Below are 16,464 nucleotides of genomic sequence, written 5' to 3' on the forward strand. Positions count from 1 at the left end.
CTCCGTCCCGACCTGGGAAGCCGTGCTCTCGCTCGTGCCGGAGGCCCGGTGCGCCGGTGGACCCGCAGGATCTGCATCGCCCTGGCCGTCGCGGCCATCCTGATCTCCGCCCCACCTTCCTCCCGGTGCGGCGGTGACTCCGAAGCCATGTTCGAGCCGGGCACGACCCTGCTTGCCGCCAGCGTGCTCGGGCTCGTGTCGGTCGTGGGGCTCCTGGCCCTGGCGTCGAGGTCACGGGCCCGCACCGGAGGGGTCTGGTACCCGGCGCTGGCTCTGCTGCTGGCCGTCGGCCTCGTCGTGACGATCTTCCGTGTCGACCCGGACTCGTACCGGCCGTTGCTGGACCAGCTGGGCGACTACCTCCTGCGGGAGACGGTCGGGGCCGTGCTGCTGCTGGTCGCCGTCCTCGGATTCATCGCCCTGCCCCTGCTCGTGCGGCGGCGCCCGAGCGTCGCGCAGCTCGTGCTCGGGGGCGCCCGACTGCTCCGGGAGCTCGTCGAGCACTACCCACCGGCGGAGGCACCGCGCTCCTGAGCGTGGCCGGCGCAGCCTGTGGGAGCCGAACGCACGCTCGTCTCGCTGCCGTTGGTTCGTGTCTCATCGAGTCGGGCGAAGGGGGCTGCGGCGCCGCCAGTAGCCGACGAGCGCCACGGTCAGCACCAGCGGCCAGCAGAAGAGCGGGGCATAGGCCACACCGAGCACCGTCGCCTCGAACGGATCCATCCCCGCTGCCGGCGTCCAGCCCTCACGCAGACCCAGCCACACGCTGCCGTACGCGCGCACCAGCTGGCCCATGATGAGGTAGAGCGCCACCGTGCCCGTCCCGCCGAGGGCCATCGGCACGAGCCGGTGGACGGTCCGCCCGCCGAGGCCCGGGACGAACGACGGCACCCGCTCACCCCACGGCAGGGCGAGCCCGAGGCACAGCAGCGCCCCGGCGAGCTGGAGGGCATCGAGCCCGAGCACGTAGGCGACCCGGGAGCCCTCCGCGCGGTACCAGTCCGCATCGGCGAAGCCCGTGTCCACGCCGGCGAGCATGGCCACCCGCCAGAGGATCGACGGGAGGACGCACAGCACGCAGGCGAGCGCCGCCCTTCGCGCCCATGCCTGCGGCGCAACCCCCACGCGGCCGACTGCGGTCATGTCCGTGATCCCCATGCAGATCACGCTAGGGAGGCCGTGGCAGCGAGGCGATGGAGTTGTCCCCATACCCCGCGGCGGACAACCCCCGGTCCACAGTCACCGGCCCCCGACCACGTGGCCCCCGGTCGTCGGACAAGATGGACGGGTGCCGATCACTCCCCTCGCCCTGCCGTCCGGACCCGCCGTCCTCGAGGCGATCCCGGACCTCGAGCAGGCGCTGACCGGGACCGCGCCGATCCTCCCCCGCGCGCCGGAGGAGAGCCCCGAGGTCCCCGGCGGCGACCTGCCCGATGACCTCGCGGCCGTCGTGGCCACCTCCGGCTCCACCGGATCGCCGAAGCTGACGCTCCTGACCGCCACCGCGCTGCTCGCGAGCGCCCGGGCGACCGCGACCTTCCTCGGCGGGCACGGGCAGTGGCTGCTGGCCCTGCCGCCGCACCACGTCGCGGGTCTGCAGGTGCTGCTGCGCAGCATCACGGCGGGCACCACGCCGGTCGTGATCGAGGAGGCGGCCCCCTTCGCCCTCGTCCAGGCGACGGCCTCGATGACCGGTCAGCGGCGCTACACCTCGCTCGTGCCGACCCAGCTGGCGCGCCTCGTCGAGGACCCGATGGGGCTGGAAGCGCTGCGGCGCTTCGACGCGATCCTCCTCGGCGGTGCCGCCGCACCCCCCGGCCTGCTCGACCGCGCGCGCTCGCTCGGCGTGCGGGTCGTGACCACCTACGGCATGTCCGAGACCTGCGGCGGGTGCGTCTACAACGGCTCCCCGCTGGAGGACGTCCACGTGCGCGAAGGGGAGGACGGTCGCCTCGAGATCGGCGGGCCGGTACTCGCCGCCGGGTACCTGGGTGACGCAGGTGGGGCCTCCCCCTTCGTCACCGACCCGGACGGCTCCCGGTGGTACCGCACGAACGACATCGGCACCGTCGACGAGCGCGGACGGGTGAGCGTCCACGGCCGCGCGGACGACCTGATCAACACCGGCGGACTCAAGGTGGCGCCGCGTCTCGTCGAGGAGGCGGTGCTCCACCACGTGCCCGCGATCACCGAGGCCGTGGCCGTCGGCGTGCCCGACCCGGAGTGGGGCCAGGCGGTCTCCGTCGCGGCGGTCACCTCACCCGGCGGCCCGCAGCCCGGCCCCGTCCCCGACGCCGGCGTCGCCGAGATCCGGGAGATGCTGCGGTCCCACCTGCCGGCCCACGCCCTGCCCCGCCGGGTGCACGTCGTGACCGAGATGCCGCTCCGGGGGCCGGGCAAGCCGGACCGGTCCGCGGTGACGGGTCTCTTCGCGGGAGGGCCGGCGTCGTAGGATCGCCGGTCGTGGCCACCCTTTCCGAGTGGATCGCCGGCGCCCGCCCGCGAACCCTCCCCGCAGCGATCTCGCCCGTCATCGTCGGCACCGCCGCGGCGGCGGCCCACCACGACCCCGGCACCGGGGCGAAGGGGGCCTCCCTCGGCCTGGCGCTGCTGGCCGCACTGGTCGCGGGTTCCCTGCAGGTCGGCGTGAACTACGCCAACGACTACAGCGACGGCATCCGCGGCACCGACGAGGAGCGGGTCGGCCCGGTGCGCCTCGTCGGCCAGCGCCTGGCCGAGCCCTCCGCCGTCAAGCTCGCCGCGATCGTCTCCCTCGCCGTCGGGGCCTTCTTCGGTTTCGCGCTCGTGGCGCTCAGCAGCGCGTGGATCCTGCTGCCCATCGGGGGGCTGGCGATCGTCGCCGCCTGGCGCTACACCGGCGGCGACAACCCCTACGGCTACCGCGGCCTCGGGGAGGTCTACGTCTTCATCTTCTTCGGGCTCGTCGCCACCCTCGGCACGCTCTTCACCCAGGCCGGGACGATCACGGCGGTCGGCCTCCTCGGTGCGGTCGGCGTGGGCTGCCTCGCGATGGCGATCCTCGTCGCGAACAACCTGCGCGACATCCCCACCGACACCGAGACCGGCAAGACGACCCTCGCGGTGCGCCTCGGTGACGGCGGCACCCGCCGGCTCTACCTCGGCCTCTACGGCGCGACCGCGCTGCTCACCCTGGCGATGACGATCTGGCGGCCGTGGGCGCCGGTGGCCCTGCTCGGGCTGCTCGTGGCGGTGCCGGGCATCCGGGCGGTGCGCCGCGGCGCGACCAGCCGGGACCTCATCCCGGCCATCGGCACGACCGGGATGGCCGAGCTGCTCTGGGCGCTCCTACTGATCTGGCCGCTCGCGCTGGCCGGCTGACGACGTTCTCGGGTCACCCGAGAAACGGGTGACTGCCGCGCACGGTCAGCGGTACTGGTCGTCCTCGGCGTCGAGGGCGGCGTCCTCGGCGGACTCGTCCACGCCCGGGGGCCGGTTGGCCTTGCGCTCGGCGCGGCGGGCGCGGCGGTCCTCGATCTCGTGGACCATCTCGGCGCGGAAGGGCGAGAGGACGAAGGCCGAGATCACCATCGAGAGGATGCCGGCGAGGATCGCCAGCCAAGCCAGCTCGATGCCGTCACGCAGGCCGAGCAGCCACAGGAGGGCCAGGCAGCCGATGAAGATGAGCAGACGCAGGATCGTGTAGCGGACCATGGCACTCACTGGGCGTAGCTGTGCATGCCGATGAAGTAGAAGTTCACGACCGTGTAGTTGATGATGATGCACGCGAAACCGGCCAGCGCGATCCAGTTGGCCGTCCGCCGGGGCGTGTTCTTCGTCGCGCGGGCGTGCAGGTAGGCGGCGTAGACGGTCCAGATGACGAAGGTCCACACCTCCTTGGGGTCCCAGGTCCAGTACGCGCCCCAGGCCTCCCGCGCCCAGATCGCCCCCGCGATGAGGGTGAAGGTCCACAGCGGGAAGGCGACGATGTGCAGCGAGTAGCCCAGCTTCTCCAGCGAGGCAGCCGGCGGCAACTTGCGCCAGAAGCGCTCCCCGCCGAGCTGGCGGTCGCTGGCGAGGTACAGCGCGACGATCGCCGCGCCGACGATGAAGAGGCCGACCGAGAGGGTCGCGACCGTGACGTGGATCGGCAGCCAGTAGGACTTCAGGGACGGCACGAGCTCGTCGGCCGGCTGGTACCAGACCGTCGAGGCGACACCGAGGATGAGCACGACGGGTGCGGTGACGAAGACGCCGAGCCAGCGCAGGTCACGTCGCAAGCTCCAGATGCTGTAGGCGGCCATCGCGAAGAAGGACCCGGCGACCGAGAACTCGAAGAGGTTGCCCAGCGGCGGGCGCGAGACGGCGACGCCGCGCAGCACCGCGGAGGTGAGCAGCAGCATGGCGCCGAGCCAGCCGAGCGTCGAGGCGATGCCGGCCGCCTTGCGGGCACGGACCGGCACGCTGCCGTCGTCCTCGCCCGGTGCGGACCCGCTCTCGTGGAGGGCCGCGGCATCGCCCGCGGACCCGGGGGTCGCCCCCTTCGCCCCGGCGCCTGCGGCCACGACCTCGCGCTCGGGCACGGTCGCCTCCCGCGGTGCCGCCTCGTCGGCGGCCTCCCGCTCCGGGACGGTCCAGGCGAGGTACAGCGCATGGCCGATCATCGCCATCGTGATGACCATGATGGCTGACCACAGGGCGTAGTTGGCGTAGGTCGCCAGGATCTCGTTGCTCATGATGCCTCCGATTGTCCCACGAGCTCGTCGCGGACCTCCGTGACCACCTCGGTCAGGCCCTCGTCGTCGTCACGGCTCATGCCGCCGACCTCCACGCGCACGACCCCGTCGGCGCCCTCGGACTCGACGACCCGCACGAAGACCCGGCGCCGCTTGAGCACCAGGCTCGCGATGAGACCGGCCAGCGCGGCGAACGCGGACCACAGCACGAGGTGCTTGCCGGGGTCGTGGCGCACCGAGAAGCCGGCGTAGCGGTCCACCCCGTCGAGGCTGATGGTCCCCCGGCCGCCGGGCAGCTTCGCGGTCTCGCCCGGGGTGAGCCACAGCCGTGCCTGGTCCTTCCCGTCCTTGGTGAGGACCTTGTCCATCCCCTTGGTGTCGAGGCTGAAGACCGACTGCGGCATGCCGCCCGGGTAGAGGTCGCCGGTGTACATGCTCAGGGCGAGCGCCGGCGAACGGGTGTCGGGGAAGAGCGAGATCGGGCCGGTCTCCGGGTCGATGTGGGCCGTGGGCAGGAAGAGCCCCATGAAGCCGAACTGCTCGGGCTCGGCGGCCCCGACCTTCACCGCGCCGGTGGAGCGGTAGTTGCTGTCCTGGGCGAGGAAGGGGGTCGCCCCCTTGTAGAGGACCTCGCCGTCGGGGTCCTTGACGGTGATGACGGGCGCGTAGCCGTTGCCGAGGAGGAAGACGGTCGCGTCCGTCATCTCCAGCGGGCCGTTGACCTTGACGAGGTCCGTGAACTCCTCGCCGTCGGCGGTCACGCCCTTCACGTGCGCCGTGAAGTCCCGCGGCTGGCCGAAGGTCTCCGCCCCCGGCTCGCGGTCGTTGAAGTCCGCGGTCATCTTCGTCACCGAGATGGTGAAGGGGCTCAGGCTCTGCTCGTCCACGAGCGGGCCGGGAGCGAAGGTGTCGAAGCGGGTCGAGGTGCTCACGAAGGAGTCGCCCTCGGGGACGATGACGTCGGCCTTCCACCCCCACAGGTAGCCGATGGCCACGCCGATGATGATGAACACGAGCGCGATGTGGAAGACGAGGTTGCCGGTCTCCTTCAGGTACCCGCTCTCGCCCGAGACCGAGACCTCGTCGTGGCTGGCGACCCGGTAGCGCCGACGGCGCAGCACCCGCGTGGCGGCCTCGCGCACCTGCTCGACCGAGCCGGTCACCTCGCCCGTCGCGTGGGCCTCGAGCCGGGAGAGGCGTCGGGGCGCGCGCGGCGGCCGGCTGCGCAGCACGCGCAGGTGCTGGAGGCTGCGCGGCAGGATGCAGCCGATGAGCGAGATGAAGAGCAGCAGGTAGATCGCCGAGAACCACGGCGAGGAGAAGACGTCGAAGGCACCGAGCTTGTCCAGCGTCGGCCCGGTGGTCTCGTGCCGGGCGATCCAGTCCGCGGTCGCGCCGGGGTCCTGGCTGCGCTGCGGGAAGACCGAGCCGGGCACCGCCCCGATGGCCACGAGCAGCAGCAGGAGCAGCGCGGTGCGCATGCTCGTCAGCTGTCGCCAGCCCCACCGCAGCCAGCCGAGGACGCCGAGCCTCGGCTGGGTCACCCCGGCGCGGTGGTCGCTTCGCGGACGGCCCTTGGTCGCGGGCATCAGATGATCACCTCGTAGTCACTGATCAGGTGGGCCTGCAGCCAACGGGTGAGGACGTCCCACCCGCCGGTGAGGAGCAGCACGCCCACGACGAGCAGCAAGACCGCTCCGAAGACCTGGATGGTGCGCTGGTGGCCGCGCAGCCACCGCGAGACCGGCGCCCAGCGCTCGTAGGCACCGGCGATGAGGATGAAGGGCAGCCCGAGCCCGAGGCAGTAGGCCACGGCGAGGACGACCGCGCGGCTGGTGCCGGAGTCCCCGGTGAGGCCCAGGGTCAGCACGGCGGCGAGGGTCGGGCCGACGCACGGTGCCCACCCGAGGCCGAAGACGGCGCCGAGCACCGGGGCGCCGGCCAGACCGGTCGCGGGGCGGACCGGCAGCCGGAGGGTGCGCTGGGAGCCCATGCCGAGGAAGACCAGCGCCATGAGGATCACCAGCGCCCCGCCGATGCGCATGAGCAGCTCGCGGTGGGTGATGAAGACCTGCCCCACCGTGGCGACGAACATCGAGGCGAGGACGAAGACGAGGGTGAAGCCGAGGACGAAGAGCGCCGTCCCGAGCACCATCCGGCCGCGGCTGCGGTCCTCGAGTGCGACGTCGGAGAGCCCCGTGACGTACCCGAGGTAGCCGGGCACGAGGGGCAGCACGCAGGGGGTGGCGAAGGAGACGAGGCCGGCGAGCGCCGCCACCGCCACGGCGAGCGGCAGGGCGCCGTCGGTGACCGTCTCCCCGAGACCGGCGATGAGCATCCCGGTCATCGCCGGGGCTCGTCGAGGGTGTCCTCGATCATCCCGGTCAGCGTCGACTCGGTGATCGGGCCGAGCTTGACCGCGGCGATGCGGCCCTTGCGGTCCAGGACGGCGGTCGAGGGCTGCGCGGAGAGCTTGCCCTGCATGTCGATGGCGCTCTGACCGGACTTGTCGAAGACCGAGGGCCAGGCGTCCAGCCCCCACGCCTTGGCCTGGGCGCGACCGGTGTCCAGGGACGGCTCGCGGTAGTCGATGCCGACGAAGCTGACCTCGTCCTCGTCGACCTTCTCGTGCGCGGCGACGAGCTCCGGGGCCTCCTTCTTGCACGGCCCGCACCAGCTGGCCCACAGGTTGACCACGACGACCTCGCCGCGGTGCTCGGCAGCCTTCCAGGTCTTCCCGTCGAGGGTCTTGCCGGCGAGGTCGACCGGCTCCTCGCGCTCCTTCGGCGGGATGATGAGCAGCTCCCCGTCGCCGCTGCGGTAGCCGGCGTCCTGGGCGGCCTCGCTGGAGGAGGTCCCGTCGTCACCGCAGGCGGTCACCCCCGCGACGAGCGCGAGGGCGCCGAGGCAGGCGAGGAGGGCACGGATGGTTCGGTGCAGCATCGACTTTCGAAGGGGGTCAGGCACCCGACACGACCGAGGCACGGCCGTAGAGGTGGGCAGCGGGTTCGGAGTAGGAGACGTCGACGACCTCGTCGCCGACGAACGTGACGGTGGTCAGCGAGGCGAGGTTGCACTGACGCCGACGGGGGTCGTGCCAGAGCCGGCGCCCCTCGAGGACGCTGCGGATGGTCCAGATCGGCAGCTGGTGGCTGACGACGAGGACCTCGTGGCCCCGGGCGTGATCGCGAGCGTCCTCGATCGCGGCCATCATCCGCTTGCCGATGGCGTGGTAGGACTCGCCCCAGGAGGGCTTCGTGGGGTCACGGACCCACCACCAGCGCCGGGGGTCGAGCAGGAGGCGCTTGCGGAAGCGGCTCCCTTCGAACTTGTTGCCGGCCTCGATGACGCGCGGGTCGACCACGGCGGTCAGGCCGTGTCGGGCCAGCGTCGGCCCAGCCGTCTCCGCGGTGCGCTCCAGCGGGGAGTGCACGACCAGGGCCAGGTCGGCGTCGGCGAGGTGCTCGGCGACGACGTCGGCCATCGCCCGGCCCAGCGGGGAGAGGTGGTAGTCCGGCAGCCGGCCGTAGAGGATCTTCTCCGGATTGTCGACCTCGCCGTGGCGCATGAGGTGGACCACGGTCCGCTTGCTGCCCGGGTGCTCCTGACGGGCCGCACGCGCCTCCTGCGCACCCTCGGCGGCCCGGTCGGCCGCGGTCCTCGCCTGCTGGCGGGTCTCCTTCTCGAGGGGCAGGTCGGTCCCGGAGTCGGGGGTCGGCTCGGTCATGGCCGGGATTGTCCCACCTCAGTCTGAGCGGTCGCTGCGCCGGTGGGCGATGACGGCGTCGTAGAGCGCCTTCTTGCCGTGGCCGGTGGAGGTAGCGACCGCGGCGCACACGTCCTTCAGCCGAGCGCCCCGGTCGCGGCGGGAGATGACCTCGGCGACCGCGTCGTCCAGCGAGACGACGACCTCGGGGGCGCCCTCGACGACGACGGTGATCTCGCCGCGCAGCCCCTCGACGGCCCACTCGGCCAGCTCGCCCAGGCTCCCGCGCCGGACCTCCTCGTGGGTCTTCGTCAGCTCGCGGCAGACCGCGGCCTGCCGGTCGTGGCCGAAGACGCCGGCCATGACCTCGAGGGAGACCGCGATCCGGTGGGGCGCCTCGAAGAAGACCATGGTGCGCCGCTCGGTGGCCAGCTCCTCCAGGACCCGGCGGCGCTCACCGCCCTTGCGGGGCAGGAAGCCCTCGAAGCAGAAGCGGTCCACCGGGAGCCCGGAGACCGCGAGCGCCACGAGCACCGCGCTCGGCCCCGGCAGGCAGGTCAGCTCCTCGTCGGCCTCGACGCAGGCCCGCACGAAGCGGTACCCGGGGTCGGAGACCGAGGGCATCCCGGCGTCGGTGACGAGGAGCACGCGCTCCCCCTTCGTCACCGCCTCGAGGAGGTCCACGGTTCGGGACGCCTCGTTGTGCTCGTGGTAGCTGACGACCCGCTCAGGCAGCTCGACCCCGAGCTCGGCGGCGAGGCGGCGCATCCGACGGGTGTCCTCGGCGGCGACGACGTCCGCCCCGGCGAGCTCGTCGCGCAGCCGGATGGAGGCATCGCGGGGGTCTCCGATGGGGGTGGCGGCGAGGACGAGTGGCATGGGCCCCATCATCTCAGGAGGGCTCACCTACGATGACCGCCATGGATCGCAGGGGGCAGCAGCTGCAGGCCCGGCTGCTCGGATTCCGCCCCGGCGACGCCCTGCTCGGCTGGCTGGGGCCGTTGTTCTTCGCGGTCGTCGGCGGGCTGCTGCGCTTCTGGCAGCTCGGGCGGCCGCACCAGCTCGTCTTCGACGAGACGTACTACGTCAAGCAGGGGGTCTCCCTGCTCGAGCACGGCGTCGAGCTGAAGTGGCGTGGCGAGGGCGAGAAGGTCGACCCCTGGTTCACCCAGGGCACTCCCGACGTCTTCGTCAGCGGCCAGGGCGACATGGTCGTCCACCCACCGGTGGGCAAGTGGATCATCGCCTTCGGCGAGTGGCTCTTCGGACCGACGTCGAGCTTCGGCTGGCGCTTCTCGGTGGCGCTGCTCGGCACGATCTCGATCCTCATGATCGGGCTCATCGCCCGGCGGCTCTTCCGCTCCAGCTGGCTGGGCACGATCGCCGCCTTCCTCACCGCCTTCGAGGGGCACCACTTCGTCCAGTCCCGCACCGGCCTGCTCGACCTGATCCTCATGTTCTTCGCGCTCGCGGCCTTCGGGGCGCTGCTCATCGACCGCGACTGGTCCCGAGAACGGCTCGCCGCGAAGGTCGCCGCCCTCCCCGAGAGCGCGCTGCGCGGCACCGGCCCGTGGCTGCTCTGGCGACCGTGGCGGCTCGTGGCCGCGGTCTGCCTCGGCCTCGCCTGCGGCACCAAGTGGTCCGGGCTCTACTTCTTCGCCGCCTTCGGGCTGATGACGGTCTTCTGGGACATGGGCGCCCGCCGGGCCGTCGGGGCACGCCGCTGGTGGTCGGCCTCCGTCCTCAAGGACGGCGTCTTCGCGGGGATCACCATGTCCGCCGTGGTGCTCGGGACCTACCTCGCCTCGTGGGTGGGCTGGTTCCGATCGGAGTCCGGCTACAACCGCACCTGGGCCGTGGACCACCCGGACGAGGGCGTGCAGTGGCTGCCGCCGGCGCTGCGCTCGCTGTGGGACTACCACGCCCAGGTCCTCGACTTCCACGAACACCTCGACAGCCCGCACACCTACCAGTCGAACCCGTGGTCGTGGATGATCCAGGCCCGCCCGACGTCCTTCTTCTACGAGTCCCCGAAGATGGGCGTCGACGGCTGCCACGTCGACAAGTGCTCCAAGGCGATCACGAGCCTGGGATCGGTCTCGATCTGGTGGGTGGCCACCCTCGCCCTCCTCGTCCTCGTCTACTACTGGGCGATGAAGCGGGACTGGCGCGCCGGCGCGATCCTGGCAGGCTTCGTCGGGGGCTGGCTGCCGTGGTTCTTCCTGCAGCACCGCACGATCTTCGCCTTCTACGTCATCTCCTTCCAGCCGTGGGTGATCCTGGCGGTGGTCTTCCTCATCGGGCTGGTCCTGGGCCCGAAGGGGGCCTCCGCCCACCGGCGACGCATCGGCCACCTGATCATCGGGGCCTACTGCCTCGTGGTGCTGCTGAACTTCGCCTTCTACTGGCCGCTCTGGACCGCGCAGGTCATCCCGTACGAGCACTGGCGCTGGCGGATGTGGTTCCCGAGCTGGGTGTAGCTTCGCGGTCCTTCGAGGCTCGCTTGCTGCGCAAACTCGCGCCTCAGGAACCGCGACATTCCACCCGGTCCCTGAGGTGCGGAGGCCGCCCGCGGCCGGAGCCTCGAAGGGCTGTCACCCCGGGTCCGTAACCTGCTGCCATGCACTACCCGCTCCTGGACGGTCGTCCCCAGCCACCCGTCATCACCGCGGGTGACCTGCGTGCCGGCCGGTGCGAGCTCGGGCTGCTCGCCGAGGCCGACGTGGCCCTCGGGCGGCGCGTGTCCGTGCCCGAGCCGGTCGACCCGATGCGCGAGCGCTTCGGTCAGCTGGGCCGGGACCACGAGCAGCAGGTCGGCGAGCGCCTCTCCGCCGAGCACGGCGGCGGCGAGGTCGCCGTCGTCCCCGCTGCCGGTCCCGGTGGGTACGCCCGGGCCCACGCCCGCACCCTGGCGGCCCTCGCCGACCCGGGGGTCACCCTGCTCCAGGACGCCCCCGTGCGCGGTGCGCGCTTCATGGGACGGGTGGACCACCTCGTGCGCGAGGACGGCCGGTGGGTCGTCGTCGAGTCCAAGCTCGCCCGCTCCGCCCACACCCACGCCCTCGTCCAGGCGGCCGCGTACGCCGAGGCGCTGCTCGAGGACGGGGTCGAGCTGGCCCCCTTCGTCCGGCTGGCGCTGGGCGACGGGTCGCGCGTGGACACCCCGCTCGAGGACGTCCTGCCCGAGCTGGCGAGGCGCCGCGCGCGGGTGCTCGAGGTGCTCGACACCCACCTGTCGGAGGGCTTCGTCGCCGACCTCGAGGACGAGCGCTGGCGGGCCTGCCTGCGCTGCCCGGCCTGCGAGGACCGGATGGCCGAGCGCCGGGACGTCGGGCTGGTCGCCGGGGTCAGCTCGGCCCAGCGCTCGCTGCTGCTCGCGGCAGGGGTGCGGACGATGGACGACCTGGCCGGCAGCACGGGGCCGGTGGAGGGCGTCGACGACTCGCGCCTGGCCGTGCTGCGCAGTCAGGCCCGGCTGCAGGTGACCGTGCCGACCCCGCAGTGCCCGCTGCCCTTCGAGGTCCACGACCCGGCGCGGCTCGCGGCGCTGCCGTCCGCCAGCGACGGTGACGTGTTCTTCGACTTCGAGGGTGACCCGGTCTACGCCGAGGCCGGCTCCCCCGACCGGGGGCTGGAGTACCTCTTCGGGTGCCTGACCGCCGAGGGGGGCGTGGAGCGCTTCACCGGGTTCTGGGCGCACGACCTGGCGCAGGAGCGCACGGCCCTGATCGACTTCCTCGCGTGGCTGACCGAGCGGCGCCGGCGCTGGCCGGACCTGCACGTCTACCACTACGCGGGCTACGAGCAGGCCGCACTGCGGCGCATGGCGGCCCGGCACGGCGTGCACGAGGACCTCGTGGCCTCGCTCATCGACGAGGGCGTCTTCGTCGACCTCTACGCCGTGGTGCGCTCCGCGGTCCGGGTCGGCAGCCGGTCCTACTCGATCAAGCGGCTCGAGCCGCTGTACATGGGCGATGACCTGCGCGACACGGACGGCGTGACCGGCGGGGGCGAGTCGGTGCTGGAGTACGAGCGCTACCGCGAGGCGGCCGCCGCGGGCGAGACCCGGGAGGCCGCCGAGCGCCTCGAGGCGCTGCGGGTCTACAACGAGTACGACTGCCGCTCCACCCTCCGGCTGCGTGACTGGCTGCACAGCCACGCGGCCGATGCCGCGCCCCAGCACACCCCGATCTAGTCTGTGGGGCGTGCCAGCCCCCACCAGCCCCTCGCAGGCCCTCCGCCGACGGATCGGCGTGGGCATCGCCGTGCTGCTCGTGCTCGCCCTCGCCCTCTGGGCGGTGAAGTCCGTCGCCTCCGGCGAGGACACCGAGGCAGCCACCTCCTCCTCCACGAGCGCCCCCTCCTCGCAGGGCAAGGACGGCGCGTCCGACACCAAGGGCGAGGACGGCAAGGAGAAGCAGACGAAGAAGGCCACGAGGTCGGCCTCGCCCACGCTGCCCCCGTACCACTCGACCGGTGAGTACGAGAAGGTCTCGACCGAGAGCAAGGTGCGCGGCACCGGCGGGCAGCTGGTCACCTACAGCGTCGAGGTGGAGAAGGGCTCCGGCGTCGACCCGGAGAAGTTCGCTTCCTTCGTCGATACCGTGCTGGACAACCCCCGCGGCTGGACCGCGGACAGCGGGGCCCGCTTCCAGCGGGTCACCGAGGGCGCGGACCTCCGGCTCCACCTGGCGACCCCGGACACCGTCGACGACTTCTGCTACGCCGCCGGCTTCAAGACCCTCGGCAAGGTCTCCTGCACGGTCGGCCCGGACGTGATGTTCAACCTCGACCGCTGGTACATCGGCGTCGACCAGGTCGATGACCTGAAGACCTACCGCCAGTACCTCATCAACCACGAGGTCGGGCACTACCTCGGCCACGGTCACGAGGCCTGCCCCGGCAAGGGCGAGGTCGCCCCCGTGATGCTGCAGCAGACCTTCTCCCTGGACGGCTGCAAGCCCAACGCCTGGCCCCGGGCCGCCGACGGCAGCGAGATCCACGGCCCGCCCAGCAACGAGTAGCCGTCGGTGGGACCACGGGCAGGCGCGGGTGCCGCGGCGGTGACGCCGGCGGCCGGCTCGCTCTGGTTGGCCCGGGCCGGCGCCTGGGCCAGCGCGGGCTTCGTGCTCACCGTCGGTGCCCACGTGGTCGGGGGCGGGCAGCCCCCTTCGCCCACGGCCACGGCGGTCGTCGCCGCCGCCCTGCTCTGGACCGGTGCGCTGCTCACCCGGGGGCGACGCCTCGGGCGGACCACGCTGGCCGCCACGCTGGGCGCGAGCCAGCTGCTCCTGCACTGGCTGCTCACCCGCTCCGAGGGCACGGTCGGCTGCGCGACGGTCGGGCACGGCCACCACGAGACGCTGGCCTGCTCCGGAGGCGGGCACGCCGCCATGTCCCACGGGCACCAGGGTCTCCTCATGCTCGTCGCCCACCTGACCGCGGCGGTGGCCCTCGGTCTGCTGCTGGCCAAGGGGGAGGACCTCCTGTGGCTCCTCGCCGGCCTGCTGCGTCCGGCGCTGCCCACAGCGGTCGAGCCGCCCGCGCGCCGGGCCGACCACGTCCTCGTCCGGATCACCGCGCCGGCGGCGCAGCCGGTGCCACTCGGTGCTGTCGGGAAGCGCGGCCCTCCCGGCCGGGCCCTCCCGATCGCCTGACCCCCTTCGCCCGAGGTGGGGGCCGGGCCGATCGGCAACGCCCACACCCACCACGTCACGAAGGACGAAGAGAAGACCCATGCACCGATCCACCCTGCTCACCGTCCGCGGCGCCGCCGCGGCCACCGCCACCGGCGCGCTGCTCGCCCTCGGCACCCTGCCGGCATCCGCGCACGTCACCGTCCACGCCGACACGACCACCACCGGCGAGTGGTCGGCCCTGACCTTCCGCGTGCCCAACGAGTCCGACGAGGCGGCCACGAAGAAGCTCGTCGTCACCCTCCCGCAGGACACCCCGCTCGCCTCCGTCTCGGTCCGCCCCGTCCCCGGCTGGACCGCGAAGGTGACCGACAAGAAGCTGCCGAAGCCCTACGAGCAGGACGGCCTGAAGCTCACCGAGGCCCCGCGCACGATCACCTGGACCGCCGACTCGAAGGAGGCGGCGATCCAGCCGGGTGAGTACGAGGAGTTCGCGATCAGCGGTGGCCCGCTGCCGAAGCCGGGCACGATGGTGATCCCGGCGAAGCAGACCTACAGCGACGGCGAGGTCGTCGCCTGGGACGAGGAGCCGACGAAGGGCGGCGAGGAGCCGGAGCACCCCGCGCCGACCGTCGAGGTGACCAAGGCCGGGGCGGAGCAGCCCGCGGACGAGGCATCCGCGTCGACCGGCCAGCAGGGCGCCACCGCCGACTCCTCGGATACCACGGCCCGCGTGCTCGCGGGGGCAGCGCTGCTCGTCGCGCTCGTCGGGGCCGGCTTCGCCGGCGTCGCTGCCCGCAGGCGCGGCTAGCCTGTGGCCATGACCCACCCCGTCGACAGCTGGCTGACCGACATGGACGGCGTGCTCGTCCAGGAGCAGCACGCCATCCCAGGAGCCTCGGAGTTCCTCACCGAGCTGGAGCGGCTCGACCGCTCCTACCTCGTGCTGACGAACAACTCCATCTACTCGCGGCGGGACCTTCGCGCGCGGCTGCTCGCCTCCGGCATCGACGTGCCGGAGGAGCGGATCTGGACCTCGGCCCTGGCCACGGCCCAGTTCCTCTCCGAGCAGGCGACGCGCGAAGGGGGTCGTGGCACCGCCTTCGTCATCGGCGAGTTCGGCCTCACCGGTGCGCTGCACGAGGCGGGCTTCGTCCTGAGCGACCGCGACCCGGACTTCGTGGTCCTCGGGGAGACCCGCACCTACTCCTTCACCTCCATCACCCAGGCGATCCGGCACGTGCTGGACGGCGCACGGTTCATCGCGACCAACCCGGACACCACCGGGCCCTCCCCCGACGGGCCGCTGCCGGCGACCGGGTCGGTGGCCGCCCTCATCACCGCGGCGACCGGCGTGGAGCCGTACTACATCGGCAAGCCGAACCCGCTGATGATGCGCTCGGCGCTCAACGCGATCGAGGCGCACTCGGAGACCACGGCGATGGTCGGGGACCGGATGGACACCGACATCATCGCGGGCATCGAGGCGGGGATGCGCTCGGCGCTCGTGCTCACCGGCGTGACCGGGCGCGAGGAGGTCGAGCGCCACCCGTTCCGGCCGACGTGGGTGCTGGACTCGGTCGCCGACGTCGTCCCGATGGTCGAGGAGCTCGGTCGGTAGATGTCCCTCCCGGTCCCGGTGTCGCTGCTGGACCGGTCCCGCACCCGGGCCGGCGAACCGGCGGCGAGTGCGCTGCGCGACTCGATCGCACGAGCCCGGCGGGTCGAGGAGCTCGGTCTGCACCGTTTCTGGGTCGCCGAGCACCACGCCGTGCCGGGGATCGCCAGCGGCAACCCGCCGGTGCTCATGGCCGAGATCGCGGCCCGCACCGAGCGCATCCGGGTCGGCTCGGGCGGCGTGATGCTACCCAACCACCGGCCCATGGTGATCGCCGAGCAGGCCCGGATGCTCGCCGCGCTCCACCCCGGCCGCATCGACCTCGGGATCGGCCGCTCGCTCGGCTTCACCTCGCCGGTGCGCGACGCCCTCGGCGTGCACGACTACCCGACGGAGCGGATGGCGGAGCACCTGGCCGCGCTGGAGGAGTTCCTCGGCGACACTGGCCCGGTCACCGCGATGCCGAAGGGGGTCCCCGCGCCTCCCCTCTTCCTGCTCGCCACCGGCTCCGGCCTCGCGGTCGCGGCCGAGCGCGGGCTGCCCGTGGTCGTCGGCGGGCCGGTGCTGTGGGGTGACCTGACGCCGCTGGAGGAGTACCGGGAGCGCTTCGTGCCCAGTGCCGCCTGCCCCGAGCCGTACCTCGTGCTCAGCCCCGAGGTCATGGTCGGAGAGACCCCTTCGCGGGCTCGCGAGCTCGCGCTGCCCGAGGCCTGGGCGATGGTCGAGTCCCGCACGACGGGGGCCTTCCCGCCGCTGCGGCCCGAGCCGGCGATGCGGCTGACGCAGCGG

The 16,464-nt window shown here is 72.8% G+C and carries 18 protein-coding genes; 10 read left to right on the forward strand and 8 right to left on the reverse strand.

Annotated features, from left to right (window positions below; translation table 11 throughout):
- Positions 1-48 precede the first annotated feature (48 nt).
- On the forward strand, positions 49-534 hold the full coding sequence (locus JCO01S_RS08260) for a hypothetical protein (RefSeq protein ID WP_068253629.1): 486 nt from the start codon (positions 49-51) through the stop codon (positions 532-534).
- A gap of 63 nt (positions 535-597) precedes the next feature.
- On the opposite strand, the gene JCO01S_RS08265 is transcribed toward JCO01S_RS08260, so the two are convergent.
- A complete protein-coding gene (locus tag JCO01S_RS08265; protein ID WP_068253696.1) occupies positions 598-1,158 on the reverse strand; it encodes a hypothetical protein in 561 nt (186 codons plus the stop codon).
- Between the two features lie 130 nt (positions 1,159-1,288).
- Here JCO01S_RS08265 and menE point away from each other — a divergent pair, with 130 nt between their 5' ends.
- Together menE and JCO01S_RS08275 are read left to right on the forward strand one after the other, a co-directional pair.
- A complete protein-coding gene (gene menE / locus JCO01S_RS08270; protein WP_068253632.1) occupies positions 1,289-2,452 on the forward strand; it encodes an o-succinylbenzoate--CoA ligase in 1,164 nt (387 codons plus the stop codon).
- Between the two features lie 11 nt (positions 2,453-2,463).
- Entirely contained in the window at positions 2,464-3,360 is an 897-nt protein-coding gene (locus tag JCO01S_RS08275) for a 1,4-dihydroxy-2-naphthoate polyprenyltransferase (RefSeq protein WP_068253639.1), read from the forward strand.
- A 45-nt stretch (positions 3,361-3,405) separates the two neighbouring features.
- Here JCO01S_RS08275 and JCO01S_RS08280 read toward each other — a convergent pair whose 3' ends face one another.
- Genes JCO01S_RS08280 through rsmI form a run of 7 tightly spaced genes read right to left on the reverse strand, consistent with a single transcriptional unit; the run spans position 3,406 to position 9,300 of the window.
- Positions 3,406-3,693 (reverse strand): DUF4229 domain-containing protein, encoded by a 288-nt coding sequence (locus JCO01S_RS08280; protein WP_068253642.1) that lies wholly within the window; start codon positions 3,691-3,693, stop codon positions 3,406-3,408.
- A 5-nt stretch (positions 3,694-3,698) separates the two neighbouring features.
- On the reverse strand, positions 3,699-4,715 hold the full coding sequence (ccsB, locus tag JCO01S_RS08285) for a c-type cytochrome biogenesis protein CcsB (RefSeq protein ID WP_068253647.1): 1,017 nt from the start codon (positions 4,713-4,715) through the stop codon (positions 3,699-3,701).
- Complete coding sequence (gene resB, locus JCO01S_RS08290; RefSeq protein WP_068253650.1) at positions 4,712-6,304, reverse strand: cytochrome c biogenesis protein ResB; 1,593 nt, start codon at positions 6,302-6,304, stop codon at positions 4,712-4,714. Before resB ends, ccsB begins: the two co-directional genes overlap by 4 nt.
- Positions 6,304-7,062 carry a cytochrome c biogenesis CcdA family protein gene (locus tag JCO01S_RS08295; RefSeq protein WP_084342751.1) on the reverse strand — a complete coding sequence of 253 codons (759 nt, stop codon included), beginning with the start codon at positions 7,060-7,062 and terminating at the stop codon, positions 6,304-6,306. Before JCO01S_RS08295 ends, resB begins: the two co-directional genes overlap by 1 nt.
- Entirely contained in the window at positions 7,059-7,658 is a 600-nt protein-coding gene (locus JCO01S_RS08300; protein ID WP_068253653.1) for a TlpA family protein disulfide reductase, read from the reverse strand. Before JCO01S_RS08300 ends, JCO01S_RS08295 begins: the two co-directional genes overlap by 4 nt.
- A gap of 16 nt (positions 7,659-7,674) precedes the next feature.
- Positions 7,675-8,442 carry a histidine phosphatase family protein gene (locus JCO01S_RS08305; RefSeq protein WP_084342752.1) on the reverse strand — a complete coding sequence of 256 codons (768 nt, stop codon included), beginning with the start codon at positions 8,440-8,442 and terminating at the stop codon, positions 7,675-7,677.
- A gap of 18 nt (positions 8,443-8,460) precedes the next feature.
- A complete protein-coding gene (rsmI, locus tag JCO01S_RS08310; protein ID WP_084342753.1) occupies positions 8,461-9,300 on the reverse strand; it encodes a 16S rRNA (cytidine(1402)-2'-O)-methyltransferase in 840 nt (279 codons plus the stop codon).
- A gap of 41 nt (positions 9,301-9,341) precedes the next feature.
- On the opposite strand from rsmI, the gene JCO01S_RS08315 reads away from it, so the two are divergent.
- From JCO01S_RS08315 to JCO01S_RS08345, 7 genes are all read left to right on the forward strand, one after another.
- The gene (locus JCO01S_RS08315) at positions 9,342-10,901 is read left to right on the forward strand and encodes a dolichyl-phosphate-mannose--protein mannosyltransferase (protein ID WP_369407287.1); all 1,560 of its coding nucleotides are present in this window, start codon (positions 9,342-9,344) and stop codon (positions 10,899-10,901) included.
- 140 nt (positions 10,902-11,041) lie between these two features.
- Complete coding sequence (locus JCO01S_RS08320) at positions 11,042-12,616, forward strand: TM0106 family RecB-like putative nuclease (RefSeq protein ID WP_068253659.1); 1,575 nt, start codon at positions 11,042-11,044, stop codon at positions 12,614-12,616.
- A 10-nt stretch (positions 12,617-12,626) separates the two neighbouring features.
- On the forward strand, positions 12,627-13,445 hold the full coding sequence (locus tag JCO01S_RS08325) for a DUF3152 domain-containing protein (RefSeq protein ID WP_169796914.1): 819 nt from the start codon (positions 12,627-12,629) through the stop codon (positions 13,443-13,445).
- Between the two features lie 6 nt (positions 13,446-13,451).
- Complete coding sequence (locus tag JCO01S_RS08330; protein ID WP_157074524.1) at positions 13,452-14,078, forward strand: hypothetical protein; 627 nt, start codon at positions 13,452-13,454, stop codon at positions 14,076-14,078.
- 79 nt (positions 14,079-14,157) lie between these two features.
- Positions 14,158-14,868 carry a YcnI family copper-binding membrane protein gene (locus JCO01S_RS08335; protein WP_068253676.1) on the forward strand — a complete coding sequence of 237 codons (711 nt, stop codon included), beginning with the start codon at positions 14,158-14,160 and terminating at the stop codon, positions 14,866-14,868.
- 9 nt (positions 14,869-14,877) lie between these two features.
- Positions 14,878-15,678 carry an HAD-IIA family hydrolase gene (locus JCO01S_RS08340; RefSeq protein ID WP_068253679.1) on the forward strand — a complete coding sequence of 267 codons (801 nt, stop codon included), beginning with the start codon at positions 14,878-14,880 and terminating at the stop codon, positions 15,676-15,678.
- On the forward strand, positions 15,679-16,464 hold a 786-nt coding region (locus tag JCO01S_RS08345; protein ID WP_068253682.1), incomplete at its 3' end, for an MsnO8 family LLM class oxidoreductase.

The organism is Janibacter corallicola NBRC 107790 (genome assembly GCF_001570965.1).
Lineage (GTDB): Bacteria > Actinomycetota > Actinomycetes > Actinomycetales > Dermatophilaceae > Janibacter > Janibacter corallicola.